Here is a 22,289-nt window from a genome sequence, read left to right on the forward strand (position 1 = left end):
CTGGAATAAAAAAAGGGGCCTTGTTGCCAAGGCCCCGTTGGATCAGAAGCGCACGCCGCTGGCGCAGACAGTGCAACCTTGACCGATCGACAGGCTGTTGCTGCCTTGGTTGCCGGCACCGGATTGCAGGTTCACACCCACGTTGCCGGAGTTGCGGTTAACCGAGTTGTCGAGGCTGGAGTTGTTGGACACGTATTGGGCCTTGCCGCCATGGCCATAGCCGTGGCTGGTTGCAGCGGTGTTGAGGTAGCTGTTGCCGAGCGAGTTTTGCTCGGTGTTGGCGGCTGCAGCGATGTTTTTGCCGTCAGCAGTGGTGATTGCCAGGTTGTTTTTACCCTGGTTGCCTTGACCGGCCTGACCGTTGTAACCCACGTTGCCGGAGTTACCGTTAACCGAGTTGTCCAGGGAGGCGTTGTTTTGGGTGCCTTTGTTGCTGTAGGTATTCAGCAAGCTGTTTTGATTCACATCGACGACCGCGAATACGGTTGCAAAGTCGCCTTTGGCACTGGAGATCGCGCCGGAGTTGTCTGCCTGGTTACCACTGCCCGACTGGACGTTAACACCGGTATTACCGCTGTTGCTGTTTACCGAGCCATCGGCAGAAGCGTTGTTTTCGGTGTTGGTGTCGTCAAACCGGTTGCCCGCGCTGTTTTGCACGTCGGTCACGACAGAGGCAACCACGCCGGTTGGTTGAGGCGCAGGGTGCCAGCCACCACCTGCTTGAGCAGCAGCAGCCATGAGTGCGGCGAGAGCGAAAACCATTGGTTTCAGAGCCATTTGAGGTTTCATGGTGTTTCTCCTTGCTTCTAATTAGTTGGTTAAGTGTTGGTACGGTCTGACTAGTGCTACCAAGCAGTTACTTGATAGTGATGCCTAGGGTGTTAGCCACTCGGTTCCCCACCCCGGCACTCTGGTTCACCTGAATCACTCCTCGGCTGCCTGTGAAGGCCTGGTCGCTGGTGGCGACTTGGCGGCTGCCAGTGGTGGGGGTGAGTCCTGAGTCGGTCAACTGCGTCGTGTTCTGTTGCAACAGGACGCTGTCATCAATGCTTTGCGGGCCAGGGTTGATGCTGATCCGCACGGCGTTGATTGATTGGTTATTGGCCCCGGCCGACTGGTTGATGCCCAGTACACCGTTGCCGCTGGTGAAAGAGGTGCCCTGGATCGCCGCTTTGGCATTCAGGGACCGGTCGACGCTGCCGTCCAGGCGCTGGAGGTTGACGTTGGTGGCCTGGCCACCGAGCGCAATGGCGCGGCTGTTGGACATTTGTTGCTGATTACCCGCCGCCTGGTTGATCGACACCACGCCTTCGTAGTGTTGGCCGCTGTTGTTGATCACCGCGGTGTCATCGGCAAAGACCGGGGCGCTGGCCAGCAGGGCGAGCACGAGCAGGGAACGGTTCATTATTTGCCCCCCATCATGCTGCCGATGTTGTTCAGCGGCGCCATGCCGCGCTGGATCGAATCACTGATCTGCCCACCCATGCTGCTGCCCGCACCGTGGCCGGCGGCAGAGCCAGCCCCCAGGGTGGACATGCTGTTTTGCGTGGCATGCAGGCCAGTCAGCGTGTTGTTCGTCGGGATAGCGCCAACGATGCTGGAGCCGCTGCTGATTCCGCCGATATCCATATCACTGAGCTCGCCAGTGGCATTGATGATGTCGCGGCTGGGATTGGCGTTGGCGGTGGTGGGGTAGGGGTCTTTACCGAAGGCGGCGCGGCCGTACATATGAGCCTGCACGTTGCGCCCTGTCACGATCACGCCGTCACCTGCAAAGCTGGGAACACTGATGCCGACGCTGAGTACACAGCTGATCAGCAGTACGTTCATCGAACCTTGAGTGAGTGTGATCACGGCGGCATTCCTTATTCTTCGCGCTGACCCTAAACAGCGCTGTAAGGGATAGAGCAGAAGCCGTGCCGCTTTTTATATTGCGTTGTTTTTCAATGGGTTGACGTTATTCGAGGGCAAAGTGATGTCAGTGCTGTTTCAGGGCTGATACACCTACGGCCAAGGCACGCGCGCGCGGCCGTACCACAAACGATTCACCCAGCTGTATCAGCGGTGAAACACTGCACATGACAAATCGATGAATACGCCCAGTACGGGCGATGCAGAGCAGGCGTGTGTTTCAAAAATGGACACAGCAGGCGCGAAAAAGCCCAGGTGCGTGGCTAAGGCTCAGCCTTTGGGGGATTGACGCGGGATGGAGTTGAGCACGGGGTTGCCATCCTGGTTCTGGGTCAGGTAGACCGGCAAAACCTTGGGCAGGGACGGGATGAGGTTGTGAACCTCATTGATGTTGTAGATGCCGCCGATACGAATTGCCCCGGTGCTGGCATCCGCCAGCATCACCGGTTTGTTCAGGTAGCGGTTGATCAATGGCAGCGCATCGGCCAGGGCCAGGTTGTCGAGGATCAGCTTGCCCTGGCGCCAGGCCAGGGCGGTGTCGTTTGGATTGATCGTCGTTACCCGTGGCGTGGCATCGCCGTGTTGATAGCTGGCCTGCATGCCCGGCGTCAGGGGAACGCTGCCGTGCTGCTGGTCGCTGGCAATCTGTACCGAGCCTTCGAGCAGCATCACGCGCACCTGATCGCCATACTTCCAGACGTTGAACTGGGTGCCCGTCACCTGCACCTGGCCTTCGCCGGCACGCACGATGAACGGATGGGTGCTGTCATGGGTGACCTTGAAAAATGCCTCGCCTTTTTTCAGCGTGACCCGACGCTGGTCTTTGTAATTGCTGTAGACCAGCTCAGTGCCCAGGTTCAACTCCACCTGGCTGCCGTCTCCCAGCGTCACCTGGCGTAAACCATTGCTGGCTTCGAAACGTTCGTAGGCGCTGGGCAGCCAACCCGCTTCCCAACCGGTGAACGCGGCCAGGGGCAGTGCGCCCAGGCAGATCGCAGCGGCTACGGCGTAAGTACGCAGTCGACTGCGAGGTTTGAACGGCACCACGCAGGCGATAGGTTCGGTGCGGGGCAGGTGGTCGGCGACGTCCCAGATTTCCAGCATCGCCGCGTATTCAAACGCGTGCAGCGGGTGGCTATCGTGCCAGTGCGAAAAAGCCTGACGCTCCGCCGGGGTGCAATCACCCGCGTGCAGGCGCATGCACCAATGCGCGGCGGCCTCGGTGATGGCGTCATATTCGGCTTCTGAAAGGGACTTTTCGCTCATTAACTCATCCTGATTTCCCACATTCTAACCCCCAGGGTGGACCGCGAGAACAGCCATCATGGCGATTGCACATCAATTGGAAGCCATTCTCGTTTGGGCGTGCCCGAAAATGTTCGTATGACCCCCGCGCCGCTCAGGCGCCTTCATCCAGTACACGCCCCAGTTCAGTGATCATGCAGGTCACGGAATCGGCGTTGGCCAGGATGGTGTCTATGCGCTTGTCGCTGTTGCTCATGAAGACTGTGCGGGCATCTTCAAGGGTTCTGCATCCGGTGCTGCTCAGCACTTTTTTCTTGTTGTCGCTGCTGAAGTCCTGCCACTCCTGGGTAAAGGCGTCCCAGGTCCGAAAGAGCATCGAGATGGGGGTCGAAAGGGACAGCGCGTTTTCACGCAAGTCGGTCAAGTCGGTCTTCATGGCGCTGGACCCGCTGATGTTGACGTTTATCAGGTCCGGGAACGGTCGCATGCTGTCCAGGTAAGCCAAGTCTTCGGTCAAGGACTTGATGTGGGTTATCTCGTGAATCAGCGTGGTTGCCCGTGCATGGGCCGAGAGGTTGAACGGCGTGGTCAAGCGGTTCTGGTAGATGTCCATGGGCGGGTCGAAGAAACGGTCCAGCAGGTAGATTTTGTGGTCCGCGTCATCGGGCAGTACAAAGGCAAAGTTGGTATGGCGGTCGAGGCGATGGGTGCCGCTGACAAACCGCATGGAGTCGGGGCCGATGAGCGTGTGGTTAGTCAACTCATCAAGTACCTCGTCGACCCGCCGCTCGACTCTCTGCAACTGTTCGGACGTCAGCGTGACAATGCCGAACAACTCACTGAAAAAACGCCCGAGCCGGCTGCCGGGAGCGCGCAGCGTCGCGAAGTGGAGGAGATTGCGTTTGGCGGTGACGGCATAATACGTCGCGACATTGAGCGCCTCATTAATGCACTGCGCTTTCCAACTGGATAACGCAGCGATCGCCCGTATGCCCACTGCTTCAATATTGATGGCCTCTCGTACCGCCATGCGGTTGAAAAAGTTGTATGAGTAGCGACTCAGGGTTTTGCCGTAGCGCGGGTGGTGGCGGTCGAGGTCCAGCGTCCACTCACCCTGCGCATTGGACTGTACGTAGGGACCCTGTTGCTCGGCCTGGCTCAGGCACCAGTGCTCACCGGCTTTTTTCACCGGATAGACTTTTCCCGCCAACGGCACGAAGTGGCGGGTGTTGGTTTTGTCCGCGTAAACGTGGGTCTGCGCGCTTTTTTCCAGGTCAACCAGCGCTACGTCACGCGCTTCAAACGCGTTCAGTTGTGTACGCCCCGGCGCCGTCAGACCCAGCTCGGCCAGGCTGGCCGCCGCCGGGGGGCGTTGCTCCAGGGTGGTGCTTTCCTGGGCAGGCGAGGCCGGCGGGAAGAGCGCATCCAGCCCCTTGCGCAACGAGGCCAACTCGGCCACCCCGCCGGCAAAGGTTCTGAGCGCGTTTTGCCAGCGGTGCTGCTGCAGGTTTTCTGCGGAGGCGAGGAACAGTTTGTAGCTGCGCCACACCACCATTGGGTAGGCCAGTTTACCCGGCAGAAATTGCAGGCTGTTGTGGATCCCTTTGGTCAGCAGGCTGGTGACCGCATCCCACTGGGTCTTGCCCGACGGGGTGAACTGGCGATCGAGCATCTGCAACAGCTGCTCGATGTTGTCTTTGAACAGTTGCTCAAGCAGGTTGCCCGTGATCGGGGACGCGCCCAGATGGATGTCCGAAGGCTTGCGGCCCCAGCGTTGGCGCAGCAAATTGCGATACGTGGCTTGATGCGGCGCCTGCAACTGGCCGACGACCCACTCCTGCAGGGCTCCAGGGCTGGTGAACTCATTGAGGAGCGCGGCTTCATTGGCGTACTCCTTCAATAAATGTGTGGCGCTGCAAGGCGCATACAGGACCGACGGACCTGAAGCACCGGCCTCAGGACCGATCAGGTAGCAGCCCAGCGCCTTGGCCTTTGCTGCGCCAGCGGTGGCGATCAATTCCAGGGGGCGAATGATTGCCGTCACACCCCTCACGGCGGCGCGTGCCACGCCATCGGGCATATCAAAGACTTGCGCGATGAAGCCCCAGGCCGATGCGGACAGTCGCTCGTCCAGTTTCAGTTGGTGGGCGTATTGCAGGATTTGCCACGGCAGCTGCCGGCAGAACAAGTGCCGGCGTTTGCGGGTGTCCTCGCTCTGGCCTTTGAGGTGAGTGGTCAGCTGTTGTTGAAAATGGCTTTTCAGGTCGAGCTGTCGAACCAATTGCTCTATGGCGTTGCCATCGAGTGTGTCGGGCAGTGGCATTGCGGTGCGCGATCGTAGCCGGATTTCGTCGGCGCGCAGTTCAGGCAAGTGCTTTAGGGCGAAGTCCGTCAGGCTCAGCGCGTTGCCGTCAAGGCCGATACGGCCGGCGATCAGTATGTTGTCAGGGTTGACCAATTGCCCTGGGAACCGCTTAGCCAGCAGAGTCGAGAGGCTGCTCACCGCGTGTTCGCGCATAGGCGTGATGCTGTGAAGGTAGTCGCGCTCGTCCAGCGCGGCGAGGCGGTACTGTTCGAGCAGTTCGGCCTGCAGAATTTGCTCGTCGGGCCGGGCGAGGCCCAGCCAGACCGGCAATTCCTGCTGGCGGATCATAGCGCGCGCCATGCTGATCGCCCTGGGGAGGTTGGACGGCGGTGCTCGGCGGATCAGCGCGTCCATACACTCCTGAAAGCGTTTTGCGCCCAGATTCATCAAAAGCAGATGGTCAATTTCGTCCCGTACCAGATCACTGTAGGTCTGTTGGCGATTGTTCAGCACATGATCATCAATACGTTGCAGCGGCCCGAGCCGATAGGTTTGATGGGGTAGCCGCCTGGACACCGCCAGGTTCTCTATCAGGTACAAACGGTTCAGAGGATCCTGCAAACGTTGTTCCAGCGCTTCGCGCAAGGCCCTGATCGACGCAAAGGCCTCAAAACCGCAACGCGGCGTCCACAGCAATGCGGCCCCGGAATGAACGGGGTCCAGGCCGCCCCGTTCGGTCAGTACAAAACAATTGGCCAGGGGTTGGGGCTGAAGAGTGGCACCCAGATTCAGGGTCAGGCCAAAGGCATCCGGCAGAAAACCGTTCAGCCCATGGCGGTGCTGGCGGCTGCGCAGACTGTCAGGGTTGAGCACGCTGGCCAGCAGGGCAAGATTGCCCGGTGACAAGCTCTTGTACAGCCGGCTCAGTTCAGCCTCGCCGCTCAAGCCCTGTAACATCGCGTAGCTAAGGTGCGCCTGGTTGTTTTCCAGCAGTTGGTGCGGCAATTGGCGAAGGTCGTGCTGGGTGAACGTCTTCATGGCCTGATCAATCACAGCATTGAAGCTATCGACCGTCAGGTTGTTCAGTTTGTTGGCGCTGCCTTCGCGGCGGGGGCCGTAGAACCAGGTGTGGGGGGAACTCTTCAGGGCGGAGGCTTTGTGGGCCACGCGTTTGATGAAGTGCGCGACCATACTGGTAGAGGTCTGCGGCAATCGTAACTCACGCTCCTGCGCCGCTGTGGCGTAGGTGTTGATGAAGACCTCGGCGGGTTTGAGGTCCAAATGCTTTTTGGTCAACACGACCTCCAGCGCGTGGGCCGCAAGCTCGCTCAGTGTTATGTACTGCTTGCGCTTCAAGGCCATTGCGTCCTCGATGGACAGCAAGGTCTGCAGTTTGCGTTTGGCCTGCTCCGCCCGCACGGTGGTGGGGCGGCCATTGCCCAGGTTGACGGGGTGCACCGTCCAGCGCCCACCGGCATCCTGCTCCAGCAAGCGACTGTCGAGCATGGTGCGCACATCCAGTGCATGGTCGAGCAGCGCCGCCAGGTCAATGTCGCTGGCGCTGCGTCGATAGAGCCCCAGCGCATGTTCCAGGTTACTTAGCTGCTTGGCGACGATGCCGTCGAGCATGTCCTGGAATACGTTACCGGCGATAGGCTGTCCGGTGACCTGGATCTGGTTCATGCCAATAAACAGACTGCGTTCGTCCAGCGACAGGAAGTTGAGCAGTTCGTCCTCATGCCCTGCGGCCTTGAGCATGGCCAGCAGCGTGGCGTTGAGATCATCGAGGTCCTTGAGGACCTGCAGGCCGCGGGTTTGGGTATAGAGATACGCGTGAGAGTTGCTGATCATCAGCGTACTGGCCAGCTCGACATAGTGGTGATAGGGCGCGTGAACCTGCACCTTTTCTATGCGCAGGTGGCGGGCAGATTCGGTCCTGGCGGCCTGGTTCGGGAGGAGCACGGCTCGCAGCGATTGGCTTTCCTCAGTGGACAGGATCTCGTCCTGGTGCTTGAACAGCAGGTCGGCGCGAAATTTTTCACTCATCACCTCGGCAAACAGCTTCAGGCGTGAATTGCCCGCGTTGATATCTTCGTTCCAATAGGTTTGCAGCAGGCTGCCGAGTAACTTCGCGAGAATACCGCTGGTTTGTTCGACCACGCTGTCCCAGCGTCGCTGGTCCTGGATCAGTTGCTCCTGGGTAAAAGCGCGGGTGTCATGCTTGGAGTTGAAAAACGTGTGGGTTTGATCCGTTGGCCAGGCTTGATTGACATAGAACCGCAACAGCACGTCGCGCAGAGGGTCTGAGGCGACCCAGCGGCTGTTCTCCCCGGCCGAGGCGAGGCTGAAGAAGTTTACCCGGGTATCCGCCTGGTTCAGGCCTGGAAAATAGGACCGCGCCATGATGCCGAGCAAGGTGTCGAGCATGCTGTGCAGGTTGGGCAGTTTGCGCAACTCGTCGAGCATCCACGCGACGTTTTTCTGTTGCGCGGCCAGGATGGCCTGCTCCTGGTCGTGCATCACCGCGCCCAGGATGACTTCAGCGGTCACGGCAGGGCGTGCCGTCACCGGCAGTAGATCACGCTCGCTGATCGCCAGAAACCGCAGCAAATCGACGCGCTGCTCGGGTTGCGTGAGGCGCTCCTGCAATTCACTGAGCAGGAAGGCGCGGCTCTCGAACAGCTCCAGGCCGCCATAAGGGGTGTAGAGCACGGCTTTGTTATCGTCAGGGGTCGGGCTCATCATAAATGCGCCGGCCAGAGCAATGGCGGATTGCCCCGCGGGGTTGAGCAACAAGCGTTCCACCCGCATCGGGTAGCTGTGCATGGCCGGGTTCTGGCGTGCAGCGTCGTTGGCGCCGTACAGCGTGAACAGCCAATCGAGGTCCTTGACGGTAAGCCCCAGCGCGCGCTCACGCTGCGTGGGGGTTTTGCGCCTTACCGGACGCAGGAATTCATCGAGAAAGTACGGCGGGGTGATGTGCGCCATGGTACGCGTCTCCAACGTGGCGGGTAGTAAGCCCTCAAGGTAGGGGCTGCCACAGAGTGCTTGGCGGTACATAACTGGGTGGGTTCGCAAGCAGCCGTTGACAGCAGGCACGGCAGGCGTTGTTTAATCGACGGTCTGGATTGTTGTTGTCTCTTCCAATTATAAAATCGGAGCTACAGATGTCTGCCCAGTCCCCGATAGTTGAACATGCCACTGCCTTGATTGAGTTCAACGACCTGGTGGGGTTGTTGCACGCGGTGTTTATCAAGCACGGCACCTCACCCGAGGTTGCAGCGATCCTGGCGCACAATTGCGCCAGCGCCGAGCGCGACGGCGCCCATAGCCACGGGGTCTTCCGCATCCCTGGTTACCTCAGCACCCTGGCCAGCGGTTGGGTCAACGGCAAGGCTGTGCCTGTGGTCACTGACGTGGCGTCCGGCTTTGTGCGCGTCGATGCGTGCAATGGGTTCGCCCAGCCAGCCCTGGCTGTGGCGCGAGGGCTGCTGGTCGAGAAGGCGCGCAGTGCCGGCATCGCATTGATGGCGATCCATAACTCCCACCACTTCGCGGCCCTGTGGCCAGACGTCGAACCCTTCGCCGAAGAGGGCTTGGTGGCGCTGAGTGTGGTCAACAGCATGACCTGCGTGGTGCCCCATGGCGCCGACCGGCCGTTGTTCGGCACCAACCCCATCGCCTTTGCCGCGCCGCGTGCCGACGGTGCCCCGATTGTGTTCGACCTGGCCACCAGCGCCATTGCCCACGGCGACGTGCAGATCGCCGCGCGCAAAGGCGAGCGATTACCGCCGGGCATGGGCGTCGACAGCCTCGGCCAACCCACCACCGACCCTAAAGCCGTGCTTGAAGGCGGCGCGTTGCTACCGTTTGGCGGCCACAAAGGCTCGGCATTGTCGATGATGGTCGAGCTGCTGGCGGCGGCGTTGACTGGCGGCAACTTCTCCTTTGAATTCAATTGGGCTGATCATCCGGGGGCGCGTACGCCGTGGACCGGGCAGTTGCTGATCGTGATCGACCCGAGCAAAACCGCGGGGCAGAATTTTGCCGAGCGCAGCCAGGAACTGGTGCGGCAGATGCATGCGGCGGGGTTGCGACGGTTGCCCGGTGATCGACGGCATCGCACACGGGCGAGGTCGTTGGAGGCGGGAATTGAGCTACAGGCTCAGGACTTGGCGCAATTGCAAACGTTGGTGATGGACTGAGCAGAGGCTGTCAGGCTGCGTTGGCGGCCCCGCAGATTGCGGGGTGTCAATACGTCCGCTACGCAGCCTCGCCAAGGCTCGACAGCTGCTACTCGAACCTGATGTGTATCGGGCTCGATCAGTTACGACGACCCAGCAACAGGCCCACTACCAGGCCAAAGCCCGCGGAAATCGCCACGGTCTGCCACGGGTGGCCACCGATGTAGGTCTCCGTGGCATCCACCACCGGCTTGCTGCGCTCGCGCACGCTGGACACCGAGTCCAAGGCTTGCTTGAGTTTGATTGCGACTTGCTCGCGCAGGGTTTCGCCTTCTTCGCCCACCAGGGCAGCGCTGCTTTTGAGCAATTTGTCCGACTCTTCGATCAGCGCGGTGAGTTCGCTGAAGGCTTGATCCTTGATTTGGTCTTCGACGGCTTGGGCAGCAGTTTTGCGGGCCATTGGGTGACTCCTTGCGAGTGAATGTGACAGTGAACAATGGAGTATCGCGTGATGGCAAAAGTTGCAGTTTTTTTGCCGTGGCGTGCTCTTGAGCAAAATCCGAATCAGGAAATTTCGACCTACAGTGTAAGATGTCGCCTATTTGTGCAGCAGGTAATTCAACATGAGCTTCAATCTCGCCAACAAGACCCTCGCCGAACGCGCCGAGCTGGAAGATGAAAAGTCCCGCCTCTACGACCTGTGGCAAACCAACCTGGGCAAGGCCAAGGGCGAAGCGGCGCGGTTGTTTGGCGAGCGTGCCAAGCGCAAGGGCAAGTGGGCCGAGTGGGTTCGCGCAGAGCTTGATGGCATGTCGCCGCCGGAGTTTTCCGGCATGGTGCGCAGCGAAGTCAACAAGTTGATGGCGGCGGCGAAGTAAAGCTGGCGGCAATCGCTTCGCGTACTTTGAGCAGCATCGGATCCAACTGGGCCTGGGTGCGCCAGCCCAGTTCCACCGGGTAACGCGGCAGTGCCAGCGGGCAGGGCAATACGCGCAAGCCGGTCATCTCGGCAATCGCCTGTGCCGCATGCCCCGGAATGGTTGCCACCGCGTGGCCGCCCTTGAGCAAAAACGGCAGCGCGGCAAAGTGGCTGGTCGACGCACACACTTGGCGACTCAGCCCTTGCGCTGCCAACCCCTCGTCGGTGATGCCGATAAACCCGCCGGACGAGACCAGCACATGCTCACGGGCGACGAACTCGTCCAGGCTGATGCTCACCTGTTGCGGCGCGAGACTGTTGGGGTCCACCAGACAGCGGTAATCACCTTCTGCCAACACCTGCCGACTCAAGCGGTTCTGCGCAAACCCGCCGGCGGTAACTGCCAGGTCGAGTGTGCGGTCGAGCAGGGCGTCAGCGACGATCTGGCTGTGGGTCTGACGAAAAATCACACGCAGTTTCGGTAAACGTCGGGCGATCTCCTGCATCAAGCGGCGGCCGTAGGCAATTTCAAAGTCGTCGGACAGCCCCAGCACCACGGAGCGCCCCTGATAATGCGGATTGTCCGGGTTGACCATGGCCAGGCTTTGCCGGCAGCGCTCCAGCGCCTCACTGATCACCGGCTTCAATTGGTTGGCCCGCAGCGTCGGCGCCAGGCCTCGGCCGGTGCGCACGAACAACGGGTCGCCGTAGACCTCGCGCAAGCGGCGCAAGCCCGCGCTGATGGCCGATTGCGTAACACCCAGGCGCAACGCTGCGCGGCTGGCGCTGGATTCGTCATGCAGGGCTTCGAAGGTTTTCAGCAGGTTCAAGTCGACCTGGGCGATATTCATTTGGCTCATATCATTCAGTGCTGAGGTGGGCTTTATTCATGATCACGGCTGGCCGGAGAATGGGCAACCCCCCTTATTCGGAGTGATCGTGATGCCTGTTTCCACTGTAGCGGCTTTGCAAATTGGCTCATTGCCGGGCGGCAAGGCCCAAACCCTTGAGCAAATCCTCGGCTACGAGGACGAGATCACCCGCAGCGGCGCGCAACTGGTGGTCATGCCCGAGGCGCTGCTCGGCGGTTATCCCAAAGGCGAAGGCTTCGGCACGCAACTGGGCTACCGCCTGCCCGAGGGGCGCGAAGCCTTTGCCCGTTACTTTGCCAACGCCATTGATGTGCCTGGCGTCGAGACCGAGGCGCTGGCCGGCCTGTCGGCGCGCACCGGGGCCAGCTTGGTGCTTGGCGTGATCGAGCGCAGTGGCAGCACGTTGTACTGCACCGTGTTGTACATCGAGCCAACGGGCGGCCTGGTGGCCAAGCACCGCAAACTGATGCCCACCGGCACTGAGCGCCTGATCTGGGGCAAGGGCGATGGCTCGACCTTGCCGGTGATCGACACGGCAGTCGGGCGGATCGGCGGCGCCGTGTGCTGGGAAAACATGATGCCGCTGCTGCGCACGGCGATGTACGCCAAGGGAGTCGAGGTGTGGTGCGCGCCAACGGTGGACGAACGCGACATGTGGCAAGTGAGCATGCGCCACGTGGCCCACGAAGGACGCTGTTTTGTGGTGAGCGCGTGCCAGGTGCAGGCATCGCCCCACACGTTGGGGCTGGAGGTTGCCAACTGGCCAGCAGACCGCCCGTTGATTGCGGGCGGCAGTGTGATTGTCGGCCCCATGGGCGATATTCTCGCCGGGCCATTGCTGGGTGGCGCGGGGCTATTGACGGCGCAGATCGATACCGATGACCTGGTGAAGGCGCGGTATGACTATGACGTGGTGGGGCACTATGCCCGCCCGGATGTGTTTGAGCTGACGGTAGATGAACGCGCCAAGCCAGGCGTGCGCTATATCACCGATTGAAACCGGGTCGACATGCTGGAGGCCGGCTTGATAAGCCGGCTTCACACGGTTTGAGTGTAAGAGGGCGCCCTCAGCGTTTGTGGGCTTGGGATTCCAACCACTCCTCGCGGGTCATCTCCCAGATATCCCGTAGGAAGGTGCCTTCGACAAACTGCCCCTCATCCGTCCTGATCAGCCGCATCCCCGTACGCTCGGAAATCCGCCGCGACCCCAGGTTGGGTGCGGCCTTGGGCACACGCATCAGCGGGCGCTGCAGCACGGTGAACCAATAGTCGGTCACCGCCGCACTGGCTTCGGTCATCAGCCCATGGCCCTGCCACGGTAGCGCCAGCCAGAAACCACGGTTGTTATCCACTTCATCCATCAGGCTGACATTGCCGATCAGTTGCTCAGGCGCGGTTTTGAGGCGGATTGACCAATGCCATTCCTCGCCCCGAACCATTGCAGGCAAAGCCACGTTTTGCAGATAGGAGAGGGCGCCGTCGACTGGGTAGGGCCAGGGCACGAGGGCGTTGAGGTAACGCACCACCTCCCAGTGGGGAAAGTGCTGTTGGACCGCGTCGGCATCGTCCAGCGTCAGCGGGCGCAGGATCAGGCGTTCGGTATAAAGGGTGGGCAGCGCATCCATGTTGCAGGAACTCCATGTTTACCAAGTGGCAGTGTTAGGCAGGTCCAGGGTACCGCGATCCACAAACCGCATCGTGCCAAACAACCCGCCCGCGAGTTTGCCGCGCAGTACATAAGGCAAATTGTTCAAGCTCTGGGTTTGGCTCAAGCCCAGGGTTTGGCGCAACACAGAGAACGCCGAAACACTGACCGGTACCCTCAGCACCGTCTCCGAAAAGCGTGGAATGCTGCCGGCCTGATCGCTCACGCCGGAGGCTAACGGTCGGCCATTGACCTCCAGGTCCAGGGCCACGCCGTTGTAGTCGATCGCTGTTTCATTGGGGTTTTGCACCCGCAGTTTCACCACGAAGCGCACTTCCAGTTCCTGGCTTTGCAGGGGCTCGATGCCCACCACCGTGATGTTGACCGGGTCGCGGTTGGGGAACAGCGCGCAGGCGCTCAAGGTCAGCAGCAACAGTGATAGAACCATGAGCTTGCGCATACAAAGGTGCTCCTATTTCGTGACGTCCGGGTCCTGCATCACTTTGAGGGTAGAGGACTCCGGATCAAATTCATCTTCTTGCAGTGCTATGAACTCTTCCGGCAGGAAAATGTTCAGCAGGATGGCACAGAACGCGCCCACGGTAATCGGCGACTCGAAGATGTTGTGCAGGGCCTTGGGCAGGTCACGCAGCACTTCCGGCACGGCGGCGACGCCCAGGCCCATGCCGAGGGAGATGGCCACGATCAGCACATTGCGCCGGTGCAGCCCGGCTTCGGCGAGGATCTTGATGCCGGCCACGGCCACCGTGCCGAACATGATCAGGGTCGCGCCCCCCAGCACCGGCTTGGGCATCAGTTGCAGCACCGCGCCGATCATCGGGAACAGCCCCAGCAGCACCAGCAAACCCGCGATGAAGTACGCCACGTAGCGGCTGGCCACGCCGGTCAGCTGGATCACGCCGTTGTTCTGGGCGAAGGTCACCATCGGCAGGCTGTTGAACGTGGCGGCCATCGCCGAGTTGAGGCCGTCGGCCAGCAGGCCGGACTTGATGCGCTTGATATACAGCGGGCCTTTGACTGGCTGCTGGGAAATCATCGAATTGGCGGTCAGGTCACCGGCCGCTTCCAACGGCGAAATCAGGAAGATCACCGCTACCGGGATAAACGCCACCCAGTCGAACGAGAAACCGTACTTGAACGGCACCGGCACGCTGATCAAAGGCACGTGGGGCAGGGCGGCCAGGTCGACGCGGCCCATCCACCACGCCACCACAAAACCCAGGGTCAAGCCGATCACGATCGAACCCAGGCGCAGGAACGGGTTGTTGAAGCGGTTGAGCACCACGATGGTCACCAGCACCAGTGCCGCCAGGCCCATATTGCTTGCGGCCCCCAGGTCGCTGGCGCCAAAGCCGCCCGCCATGTCGGTGACCGCCACCTTGATCAGCGACAAGCCCATCAAGGTAATGATGGTGCCGGTCACCACCGGGGTGATCAGCTTGCGCAGCTTGCCGATGAACTGGCTGAGCACCACCTCGATAAACGCCGCGAAAAAGCAGATGCCAAAGATCGTCGAGAGGATTTCATCGGTGCCGCCGCCACGGGCCTTGACCATGAAGCCTGCACTGAGGATCACGCTGATAAACGAAAAACTGGTGCCTTGCAGGCACAGCAGCCCCGAACCTATCGGGCCGAACTTACGCGCCTGTACAAAGGTGCCGAGCCCCGACACAAACAGTGCCATGCTCACCAGGTACGGCACTTCGCTTTCCAGCCCGAGCACACCTCCGACGATCAGGGTCGGGGTGATGATGCCGACAAAACTCGCCAAGACATGCTGCAACGCGGCAAAGATCGCCGCAGTGAAGTGCGGGCGATCTTCCAGGCCGTAGATCAGGTCGGATTTATAGCGCGGGCGGGGGGCTTGAGCGTCAGACAAAATGCGGGCTCGGGTCAGAAAATGGAGGCGCAGGATGCCAGAAACGGTCGATCGTCAGAAGTGTAAAAAAATATTTATGAGTGCCCTGCGTAAAACCCTGCACTCAGCCGATAACGTGTATAGGCCCACCGATCAATAACAACAGTGGGCCGAGGTCTGAGCGGTGCGTTGACGCCGGCGGATCGTTTCGCGGCAAGGATGCGCGCAAACACTACTCCAGAGAGTCTCGTCTATGTCCCTCCGTCACCTGAATATCGCCCCTCGTGCTTCTCTCGGTTTCGCGTTTATCGCGTTGTTAGTGGTTGTTCTCGGCGTGTTTGCGGTCAACCGCATGACGCTGATCCGCGAGGCGTCGGTGGCCATGAGTGCCAACCAGCTGCCCAGCGTGACGTACTTGGGCACGATCACGGAAAACGTGCTGCGCATGCGCATCCTGTCGTTTCGCGTACTGGTCAATCGCGATCCTGCCGCGTTGCAGGAAGCTGAAACCCGCATCGGTGTGCTGACCGACAAGGTCAAGACAGCCCAGGCCGGTTACGCCACGTTGCCTGCCGGGCCGGAAGAGGCGGCGTTGTACAAGACGTTTGGCGCCACGTTGGACAACTACTTAAAGGCCCAGGCCGACATGCTTACCCTGTCCAGGCAAGGCAAAGTCGATGAGATGCGTGCGCTGATCAACAGCCGCATCAAGGACGGCACCGACCAGATGGGCGAGCAACTGAACAAATTGATCGCCATCAATGCCGCGGATGCCAAGGCTGCCGACGCTGAAGCCGGGCACGGCTACGACAGCGCGATCACCGGCGTAATCGTAGTCTCGGTCGCCGCCGCCTTGCTCACGGTGTTGCTGGCCTGGCTGCTGACCCGCAGCATCGTCACGCCGTTGCGCAAAGCCGTGGCCGTGGCCGAAACCATCGCCGCCGGCAACCTCAGCACCACCATCGCAGACGACGGCAACGACGAACCGGCCCGTTTGATCGGCGCCCTGGCTGCCATGCAGGCCAACCTGCGTCAGACCATCCAGCACATCGCCGGCTCGGCCACGCAACTGGCGTCCGCCGCCGAGGAACTCAGTGCGGTCACCGAAGAAGCCTCCAAAGGCTTGCAGCAACAGAACAATGAAATCGATCAGGCCGCCACCGCCGTCAACGAGATGACCGCAGCGGTGGAAGAAGTGGCGCGCAACGCCGTGTCCACTTCCGAGGCGTCCAGCCAGTCCAACCAGGCCGCACGCGAAGGTCGCGACCGGGTGGTGGAAACCGTTGGTGCGATCCAGACCATGACCCAGGACGTGCAGAACACCGCCGCGATGATCGAAGGCCTGGCCACCCAGGGCCGCGATATCGGCAAGGTGCTTGACGTGATCCGTGCGATCGCCGAGCAGACCAACCTGCTGGCGCTCAACGCCGCCATTGAAGCGGCCCGTGCCGGTGAAGCGGGGCGCGGTTTCGCGGTGGTGGCGGATGAGGTGCGCGCCCTGGCCCATCGCACCGCACAGTCGACTCAGGAGATCGAAAAAATGGTCGCCGGCATCCAGAACGGCACCGGCGAAGCCGTGCAATCCATGCAGCAAAGCAATCAGCGCACCCAGAACACCCTGGAAATGGCGCGCGCCGCCGGTGTGGCGCTGGAGCAGATCACCCAGTCCATCAGCCTGATCAACGAGCGCAATCTGGTCATCGCCAGCGCCTCGGAAGAACAGGCCCAGGTGTCCCGCGAGGTGGACCGCAACCTGGTGAATATCCGCGACCTGGCCACCCAGTCGGCGGCGGGCGCCAACCAGACCAGCGCGGCCAGCCATGAGCTGTCGCGCCTGGCGGTGGATTTGAATGGGATGGTGGCCAGGTTTGTAATTTGATTCACTTTGCAATGCAATCAAAATGTGGGAGGGGGCAAGTCGAATCGTCGCACCGCCCCTCCCACATTTGGTTTTGTGTTGTGTCAGGGGTTATTGCTTCCAGGACCCTGGATTCACCAGGTTTTTCGGCTTTTCCCCTGCCAGCGCCGCCAGCAGATTATCCACCGCACACTTGGCCATCGCCTCCCTTGTCTCATGAGTCGCCGAGCCGATATGCGGCGTTGCCACCACATTGTTCAAGCGCAGCAACGGTGAGGCGTGATTCAGCGGCTCCTTCTCAAACACATCCAATCCAGCTGCCCGAATCGTGCGTTGCTGCAACGCCTCGACCAGCGCCGCTTCATCCACCACCTTGCCCCGCGAGATATTGATAAAGATCGTCTCGGGGCCCATCAGTGCAAATTCCTCTGCGCCAATCAGTTTTTCGGTTTCTGCCGTGAGCGGCAACGTCAGGCAGACGAAATCGGCTTCTTTGAGCAACGCCTGCAAGCTGCGGTACTGCGCGCCAAAGCGCTGTTCCACCTGCGGCTTGGGCGAATGGCTGTGGTAGATCACCGGCATGCCAAAGCCAAAATGCCCGCGCTGGGCCAGGGCTTCGCCGATGCGGCCCATGCCGATGATGCCCAGGGTCTTGCCGTGCACATCGCTGCCAAAGTGCGCAGGGCCGATGTTCTTGTTCCATTGGCCGGCGCGCACCATATCGGCCAGTTCCACCACGCGCCGGGCGGTGGCGAGGATCAGCGCAAAGCCCGTGTCGGCGGTGGTTTCGGTGAGCACGTCCGGGGTGTTGCTGAGGAGGATGCCGCGCTGGGTCAGGTAGTCGATGTCGTAGTTGTCGACTCCGACCGACACGCTGGCCACGGCCTCCAGGTGCGGCGCGAGGTCCAGCAATCTGGCGTCCAGGCGCAGGCTGGCGCCCAGCAGGCCATGGGCGGCCGGCAGGGCGTCGCGCAACTTGGCCAGGCCGGTGTCATCCAGGGCTTCGATCAGCGTGACCTCGGCGTGTTCATGCAGGCGGGCCATCAGTGGCGCGGAGAGTTTCTTGTACAACACGACAGACTTTTTCATGAGGTCTTTACCTTCAACTCCAGAGTGGGTGCCGGCGAGCGGTCGCTGGCACCGGGCTTGAGGAAAATCGTCAGCACCACCGACAGCATCAACGCACCGCTCATCAGCAGGTACGAAGCGCCGGGCGAACCGGTGCTGCTATTGAGATAACCCACCAGGTACGAGCCGCCGAACGAACCGAGCGCGCCCATGCTGTTGATCAGTGCCATGGCGCCACCGGCAACGTTGGCCGGCAGGATTTCCGGGACGATGGCGAAAAACGGCCCGTAAGGCGCATACATGCAGGCCCCGGCAATCACCAGCAGGGTGTAGGACCACCAGAAGTGTTCGGCGCCGAGCACGTAGGAGGCGTAGAACGCGATGGACGCGATCAACAGCGGCGGCCATACAAAGCGTTTACGTTTTTGCAGCTTGTCCGAGCCCCAGCTCACCACCAGCATGCCGATCACCGCCGCCAGGTAGGGCAGCGCCGACAGCCAGCCGGCCTCGACCATGTCCATCTGCAAACCGGCTTTGAGGATCGACGGCAGCCACAGCACAAAGCCATACACACCGATGCTCCAGCAGAAGAACTGCAACGCCAGGATGATCACCTTGGGCGAGCGGAACGCTTCGGCGTAGTTCTTCACGGCCTTGATGCCGACCTGTTCGGCGGCGAGGGCGGTTTCCAGGCTGTGCTTTTCGCTGTCGCTCAGCCACTTGGCATCCTTGGGCCGCTCATCGGCCAGCTTCCACCAGATAAACGCCCACAACACGGCTGGCAGGCCTTCGATAATAAACATCCAGCGCCAGCTGAAATGCTGCACCAGGTAGCCCGACACCACCGACATCCACAGCATGGTCACCGGGTTACCGAGGATCAGGAAGGTGTTGGCCCGCGAGCGTTCCGCACGGGTGAACCAGTGGCACAGGTACACCAGCATCGCTGGCATCACCGCGGCTTCGACCACGCCGAGCATGAAGCGAATGACGATCAGCATGTAGGCGTTGGACACCACGCCGGTCAGTGTGGCCAAACCGCCCCACAGGATTAGGCTGACGAAAATCAGCTTTTTGACACTGCGCTTCTGCGCGTAGATCGCCCCCGGCACCTGGAAGAAAAAGTAGCCGAGGAAAAACAGTGCACCCAGCAATGACGACATACCGGGGGTGATCATCAGGTCTTCGGCCATCCCGGAGGCGGCGGCAAAGCCATAGTTGGCGCGGTCCAGGTAGGCCAGGCTGTAGGTGATAAAAACGATGGGCATGATGTACCACCAACGGCGGGTGGCGAGTTTCACGGTTTCCATGGGGTTGCTCCTGAGCTTGTTGTAGTTGTGGCAACAGGGTGTGGGTCACGCAACGGATCGGGTGGGTAGTTCAGCGCGGGTCGGCAGGCCTTCCATATCGCCACGGCTTTGCACGGCGCGGCTGCCGATCCAGTTGCCGCGTTGCACCGCCTCGGGGAAGCTGAGGTTTTCCAGCAGGGCGCTGATCATGCCCACGGCAAAGCCGTCGCCGGCACCGACGGTGTCCACCACCTTGTCCACGCGCACGGCGGCGACAAAGCCTTGGTCCAGATGGGTACGGAAGTAGGCGCCGTCCGGGCCGAGCTTGATGGCCACGGCTTCGGCGCCCTGGTCGAGGTAGAACGCGGCGATATCGGCCGGGTCGTCGAAACCGGTCAGCAGGCGGCCTTCGCTCAAGCCCGGCAATACCCAATCGGCCAGGCCGGCGAGGGCGTTGACCTGGCGGATCATCTGCGCTTGGCTGGCCCACAGCGACGGCCGCAGGTTCGGGTCGAACGACACACTGCGCCCGGCTTTGCGCATCTGGGTCATCAACTCGACCGACAGTTCGCGCGTGGCCTCGGACAGCGCGGGAGGAATCCCGGTGGCGTGCAGATGGCGGGCCTGCAGCAGCGCTGGGCTGATGGCCGCGATGGACAAATGGCTGGCGGCGGAGCCTTTGCGGAAGTACTCCACCTGCGGATCGGCGCCGGCTTCTTCACGGGACTTGAACTGAAAACCGGTGGGGTGCAGCGGGTCGACGGCCACGTGCTGGCAATCCAGACCTTCCTTTTGCAGGGTGTCGACCACAAAGCGGCCGAGCGAATCGCTGCCCACCCGACTCAGCCACGCCACATTAAAGCCCAGCCGCGACAGGCCAATGGCGACATTGCTGTCGGCCCCGGCAATACGCTTGTGAAACTGGCTGACCTGGGCCAGATCGCCGGGCTGCTCGGCGACCAGCATCGCCATGGTTTCACCAAACGAGAGGATATCGATCTCAGACATGGGCATGCTCCGCAGTGGGTTGGCCTAGGACGGCGAGGGCGGCGACCTGCTGCGCGGTCACATCGATCAGGTCATCGCCTTGCAGTGGAAATTCCACCGCCCGTGTAATGCCTTGAGTCATATGCTTGAGCAGTTGTTCCCACAGATGCAGGTCGGTGGCGCCGGGCGGCAGCGCCACCAGCCTGCCGTCCGGGCGACGGGCCACGGCCTTGCAGTGCAGGTAGTCCACATGCCGGCCCAACAGGCGTGCGGCGGTCAGGGCAGATTGGTCCTGCCACTGCCAGTTGCCGATATCGAAGGTCATCTTCACCGGCAGGCCCAGGCGCTCGACCTCGGTAAAGAACCGTTGCATCGGCTCGATGCGCCCGCCGTGCAGGGTCTGGTCGTTTTCCACCAACAGCTGGACCGGGTGGCGATTGAGCAGGGCGTGCAGGCTTTCCAGGTCGTTGGTGTCGGTGAAGTAACCGAGGGAGACTTTCAGCCAGCGCGCGCCGAAGGCCTGGGCGCGGTCCAGGGTTGCGCTCAGTTCGGCGTTGGGCTGGGCGCGTCCGGCCACCCATAATTCCAGGGGCGATGAGAACACCGCTTCCAGGCCTTGGGCGGCAGCGGCTTCGGCCAGTTCGGTGGGCTGCTCGGCGGTCAGCAGCTCTTCGCGCCATTCGATGCGCTGGGCACCGGCCGCGGCCAATAGCTGCACAAAGCTCAACTGGCCCTGTTGGCGTACCAAGTCCGCGCCGTAGCTGGAAAGGCTGATGGAGACGGGGTATTTATGCATTGTTGTGTACCTCTGAAACCGGTTTCATTTTTCGACGTGATAAAAATTCAATCAACCTTGACGCGTCCGCAAGTTTCGCCCCGTAGCAGCTGTCGAGCGCAAGCGAGGCTGCGTTAGGCGCCCCGCAGATCGCGGGGGTGTCAATACGTCCGCTACGCAGCCTCGCCAAGGCTCGACAGCTGCTACGGGGAGGGGCACAGGGTTGAGCCTCTGATGATCAGTTGTGGCAGAAAATCCAGGGTGCGTGTTGGCGCATCGTCACCGCGCAAACGCTTGAGCAGGCAGTCGAACGCGCTGGCGCCAATCGCCTCGGTCGGCTGGGCGAGGGCGGTGATGCCGTTGCCCACTAACGGATACCAATCCAGGTCATCCAGGGCGATCAGGCCCACGTCGTCGAACAGGTTGCAGCCCAACGCCTTGAGTGCGCGGGTGCAGGCCAGTGTGGCGACGCCGTTGGCACAGAACACCGCCTTGGGACCGGTTTTAGTGAGAAAGGCCTGCAGGCCGGTTTCAAGGTGGCCATCCAGTTCCAGCACCACGCCAGTCAGCGATGGGCGCCGGGCAATCTCGGCCTTGAAGCTGTCCAGGCGTTCTATCCGTGAGCTGGTGCCGTCGGCGGATTCGCTCACCAGCAATAGCTGGCGATAACCCTGTTGTTCCAGATGCTCCACCGCCATGCGCACCGCTGCCGGGTTGTCCAGCCCGACCAAGTCGCTGTGCAGCGGCTCGACCTTGCGGTCCACCAGCACCAGCGGCATTTCCCGTTGCAGTTCCAGCAGTTGTTCAAGGTGATGGCCGAGGGTGTTCACGATCAGCCCTTCGATGTTGTACGAGCGCAGTGCGGCCAGGTGCTGGCGCTCCTGCTCGTCGTCGCGGTCGGTGTTGCACACCACCAGGCTGTAGCCGTGCTGGCGGCAGGCGGTTTCGACGCCGTGCATCACGGCAATGGAATAGGGGTTGCGGATATCGGCCACCAGCATGCCGATCAAGCGCGTGCGCCCACGTTTCAAACCACGGGCCATTTGGTTGGGGCGGTAGCCGAGTTGCTCGATGGCCTGTTCGATGCGCAGGGCGATGGCGTCGGAGAGCAGGGCGCGGTCGTCGCCGATGAAGCGCGACACGCTGGCTTTGGACACGCCGGCGTGTTGGGCGACGTCGAGCATGGTCACGCGGCTGCGTTGGGCGGCGGAGAATGAAGTCACGGTGGCGCCTTTCTTATTGGAATTCGCATTGCACTGAAACCGGTTTCAGAAGACACCAGCCATTGCTTTCAGTCAAGAGGAAATTCGCAGGATGACACCGTGTTCAGGTTGATAAGACCGACGGGCGGC

Annotated in this window: 19 protein-coding genes; 4 read left to right on the top strand and 15 right to left on the bottom strand. The window is 61.3% G+C overall.

The window, feature by feature from the left end:
• Positions 1–42 precede the first annotated feature (42 nt).
• From DNK50_RS15825 to DNK50_RS15845, 5 genes are all read right to left on the bottom strand, one after another.
• Positions 43–789, bottom strand: coding sequence for a hypothetical protein (locus DNK50_RS15825; RefSeq protein WP_099585230.1), 747 nt, complete (start codon positions 787–789; stop codon positions 43–45).
• A 67-nt stretch (positions 790–856) separates the two neighbouring features.
• Positions 857–1,405, bottom strand: a complete 549-nt coding sequence (locus tag DNK50_RS15830; protein WP_112195031.1) for an adhesin — start codon at positions 1,403–1,405, stop codon at positions 857–859.
• The gene (locus DNK50_RS15835) at positions 1,405–1,854 is read right to left on the bottom strand and encodes a hypothetical protein (RefSeq protein WP_099585228.1); all 450 of its coding nucleotides are present in this window, start codon (positions 1,852–1,854) and stop codon (positions 1,405–1,407) included. The genes DNK50_RS15830 and DNK50_RS15835 overlap by 1 nt, the downstream gene beginning before the upstream one ends.
• Positions 1,855–2,181: 327 nt before the next feature.
• On the bottom strand, positions 2,182–3,177 hold the full coding sequence (locus DNK50_RS15840; protein ID WP_099585227.1) for a FecR family protein: 996 nt from the start codon (positions 3,175–3,177) through the stop codon (positions 2,182–2,184).
• Between the two features lie 133 nt (positions 3,178–3,310).
• Positions 3,311–8,449, bottom strand: coding sequence for a dermonecrotic toxin domain-containing protein (locus DNK50_RS15845; RefSeq protein ID WP_112195033.1), 5,139 nt, complete (start codon positions 8,447–8,449; stop codon positions 3,311–3,313).
• Positions 8,450–8,628: 179 nt separating this feature from the next.
• Here DNK50_RS15845 and DNK50_RS15850 point away from each other — a divergent pair, with 179 nt between their 5' ends.
• On the top strand, positions 8,629–9,666 hold the full coding sequence (locus tag DNK50_RS15850) for an Ldh family oxidoreductase (protein ID WP_112195035.1): 1,038 nt from the start codon (positions 8,629–8,631) through the stop codon (positions 9,664–9,666).
• 118 nt (positions 9,667–9,784) lie between these two features.
• Here the strand turns inward: DNK50_RS15850 and DNK50_RS15855 are convergent, their stop codons facing one another.
• On the bottom strand, positions 9,785–10,105 hold the full coding sequence (locus DNK50_RS15855) for a YqjD family protein (RefSeq protein WP_099585224.1): 321 nt from the start codon (positions 10,103–10,105) through the stop codon (positions 9,785–9,787).
• A 163-nt stretch (positions 10,106–10,268) separates the two neighbouring features.
• Here DNK50_RS15855 and DNK50_RS15860 point away from each other — a divergent pair, with 163 nt between their 5' ends.
• Entirely contained in the window at positions 10,269–10,523 is a 255-nt protein-coding gene (locus tag DNK50_RS15860; protein WP_099585223.1) for a hypothetical protein, read from the top strand.
• Here the strand turns inward: DNK50_RS15860 and DNK50_RS15865 are convergent.
• Entirely contained in the window at positions 10,495–11,415 is a 921-nt protein-coding gene (locus DNK50_RS15865) for a LysR family transcriptional regulator (protein WP_112195037.1), read from the bottom strand. The genes DNK50_RS15860 and DNK50_RS15865 overlap by 29 nt on opposite strands.
• A gap of 91 nt (positions 11,416–11,506) precedes the next feature.
• On the opposite strand from DNK50_RS15865, the gene DNK50_RS15870 reads away from it, so the two are divergent.
• On the top strand, positions 11,507–12,433 hold the full coding sequence (locus DNK50_RS15870; RefSeq protein ID WP_099585221.1) for a carbon-nitrogen hydrolase family protein: 927 nt from the start codon (positions 11,507–11,509) through the stop codon (positions 12,431–12,433).
• Between the two features lie 70 nt (positions 12,434–12,503).
• On the opposite strand, the gene DNK50_RS15875 is transcribed toward DNK50_RS15870, so the two are convergent.
• From DNK50_RS15875 to DNK50_RS15885, 3 genes are read right to left on the bottom strand one after another with little or no spacing between them, the layout of a single operon-like run.
• Positions 12,504–13,061: a GNAT family N-acetyltransferase gene (locus DNK50_RS15875; protein WP_099585220.1), complete on the bottom strand. Its 558-nt coding sequence runs from the start codon at positions 13,059–13,061 to the stop codon at positions 12,504–12,506.
• An 18-nt stretch (positions 13,062–13,079) separates the two neighbouring features.
• Complete coding sequence (locus DNK50_RS15880) at positions 13,080–13,541, bottom strand: LEA type 2 family protein (protein ID WP_112195039.1); 462 nt, start codon at positions 13,539–13,541, stop codon at positions 13,080–13,082.
• A gap of 12 nt (positions 13,542–13,553) precedes the next feature.
• On the bottom strand, positions 13,554–14,981 hold the full coding sequence (locus DNK50_RS15885; protein WP_112195041.1) for a nucleobase:cation symporter-2 family protein: 1,428 nt from the start codon (positions 14,979–14,981) through the stop codon (positions 13,554–13,556).
• A gap of 232 nt (positions 14,982–15,213) precedes the next feature.
• On the opposite strand from DNK50_RS15885, the gene DNK50_RS15890 reads away from it, so the two are divergent.
• Entirely contained in the window at positions 15,214–16,839 is a 1,626-nt protein-coding gene (locus DNK50_RS15890; RefSeq protein ID WP_112195043.1) for a methyl-accepting chemotaxis protein, read from the top strand.
• 90 nt (positions 16,840–16,929) lie between these two features.
• Here the strand turns inward: DNK50_RS15890 and DNK50_RS15895 are convergent, their stop codons facing one another.
• From DNK50_RS15895 to DNK50_RS15915, 5 genes are all read right to left on the bottom strand, one after another.
• Entirely contained in the window at positions 16,930–17,907 is a 978-nt protein-coding gene (locus DNK50_RS15895) for an NAD(P)-dependent oxidoreductase (protein ID WP_099585216.1), read from the bottom strand.
• On the bottom strand, positions 17,904–19,196 hold the full coding sequence (locus tag DNK50_RS15900; RefSeq protein WP_112195045.1) for an MFS transporter: 1,293 nt from the start codon (positions 19,194–19,196) through the stop codon (positions 17,904–17,906). The genes DNK50_RS15895 and DNK50_RS15900 overlap by 4 nt, the downstream gene beginning before the upstream one ends.
• Before the next feature lie 45 nt (positions 19,197–19,241).
• A complete protein-coding gene (locus DNK50_RS15905; RefSeq protein ID WP_112195047.1) occupies positions 19,242–20,183 on the bottom strand; it encodes a sugar kinase in 942 nt (313 codons plus the stop codon).
• On the bottom strand, positions 20,176–20,958 hold the full coding sequence (locus tag DNK50_RS15910; protein WP_112195049.1) for a sugar phosphate isomerase/epimerase: 783 nt from the start codon (positions 20,956–20,958) through the stop codon (positions 20,176–20,178). Before DNK50_RS15910 ends, DNK50_RS15905 begins: the two co-directional genes overlap by 8 nt.
• 182 nt (positions 20,959–21,140) lie before the next feature.
• Entirely contained in the window at positions 21,141–22,160 is a 1,020-nt protein-coding gene (locus tag DNK50_RS15915; protein WP_112195051.1) for a LacI family DNA-binding transcriptional regulator, read from the bottom strand.
• Positions 22,161–22,289: the final 129 nt, after the last annotated feature.

The sequence above is a fragment of the Pseudomonas sp. LG1E9 genome (assembly GCF_003290225.1).
GTDB classification, from domain to species: Bacteria; Pseudomonadota; Gammaproteobacteria; order Pseudomonadales; family Pseudomonadaceae; genus Aquipseudomonas; species Aquipseudomonas cyclaminis.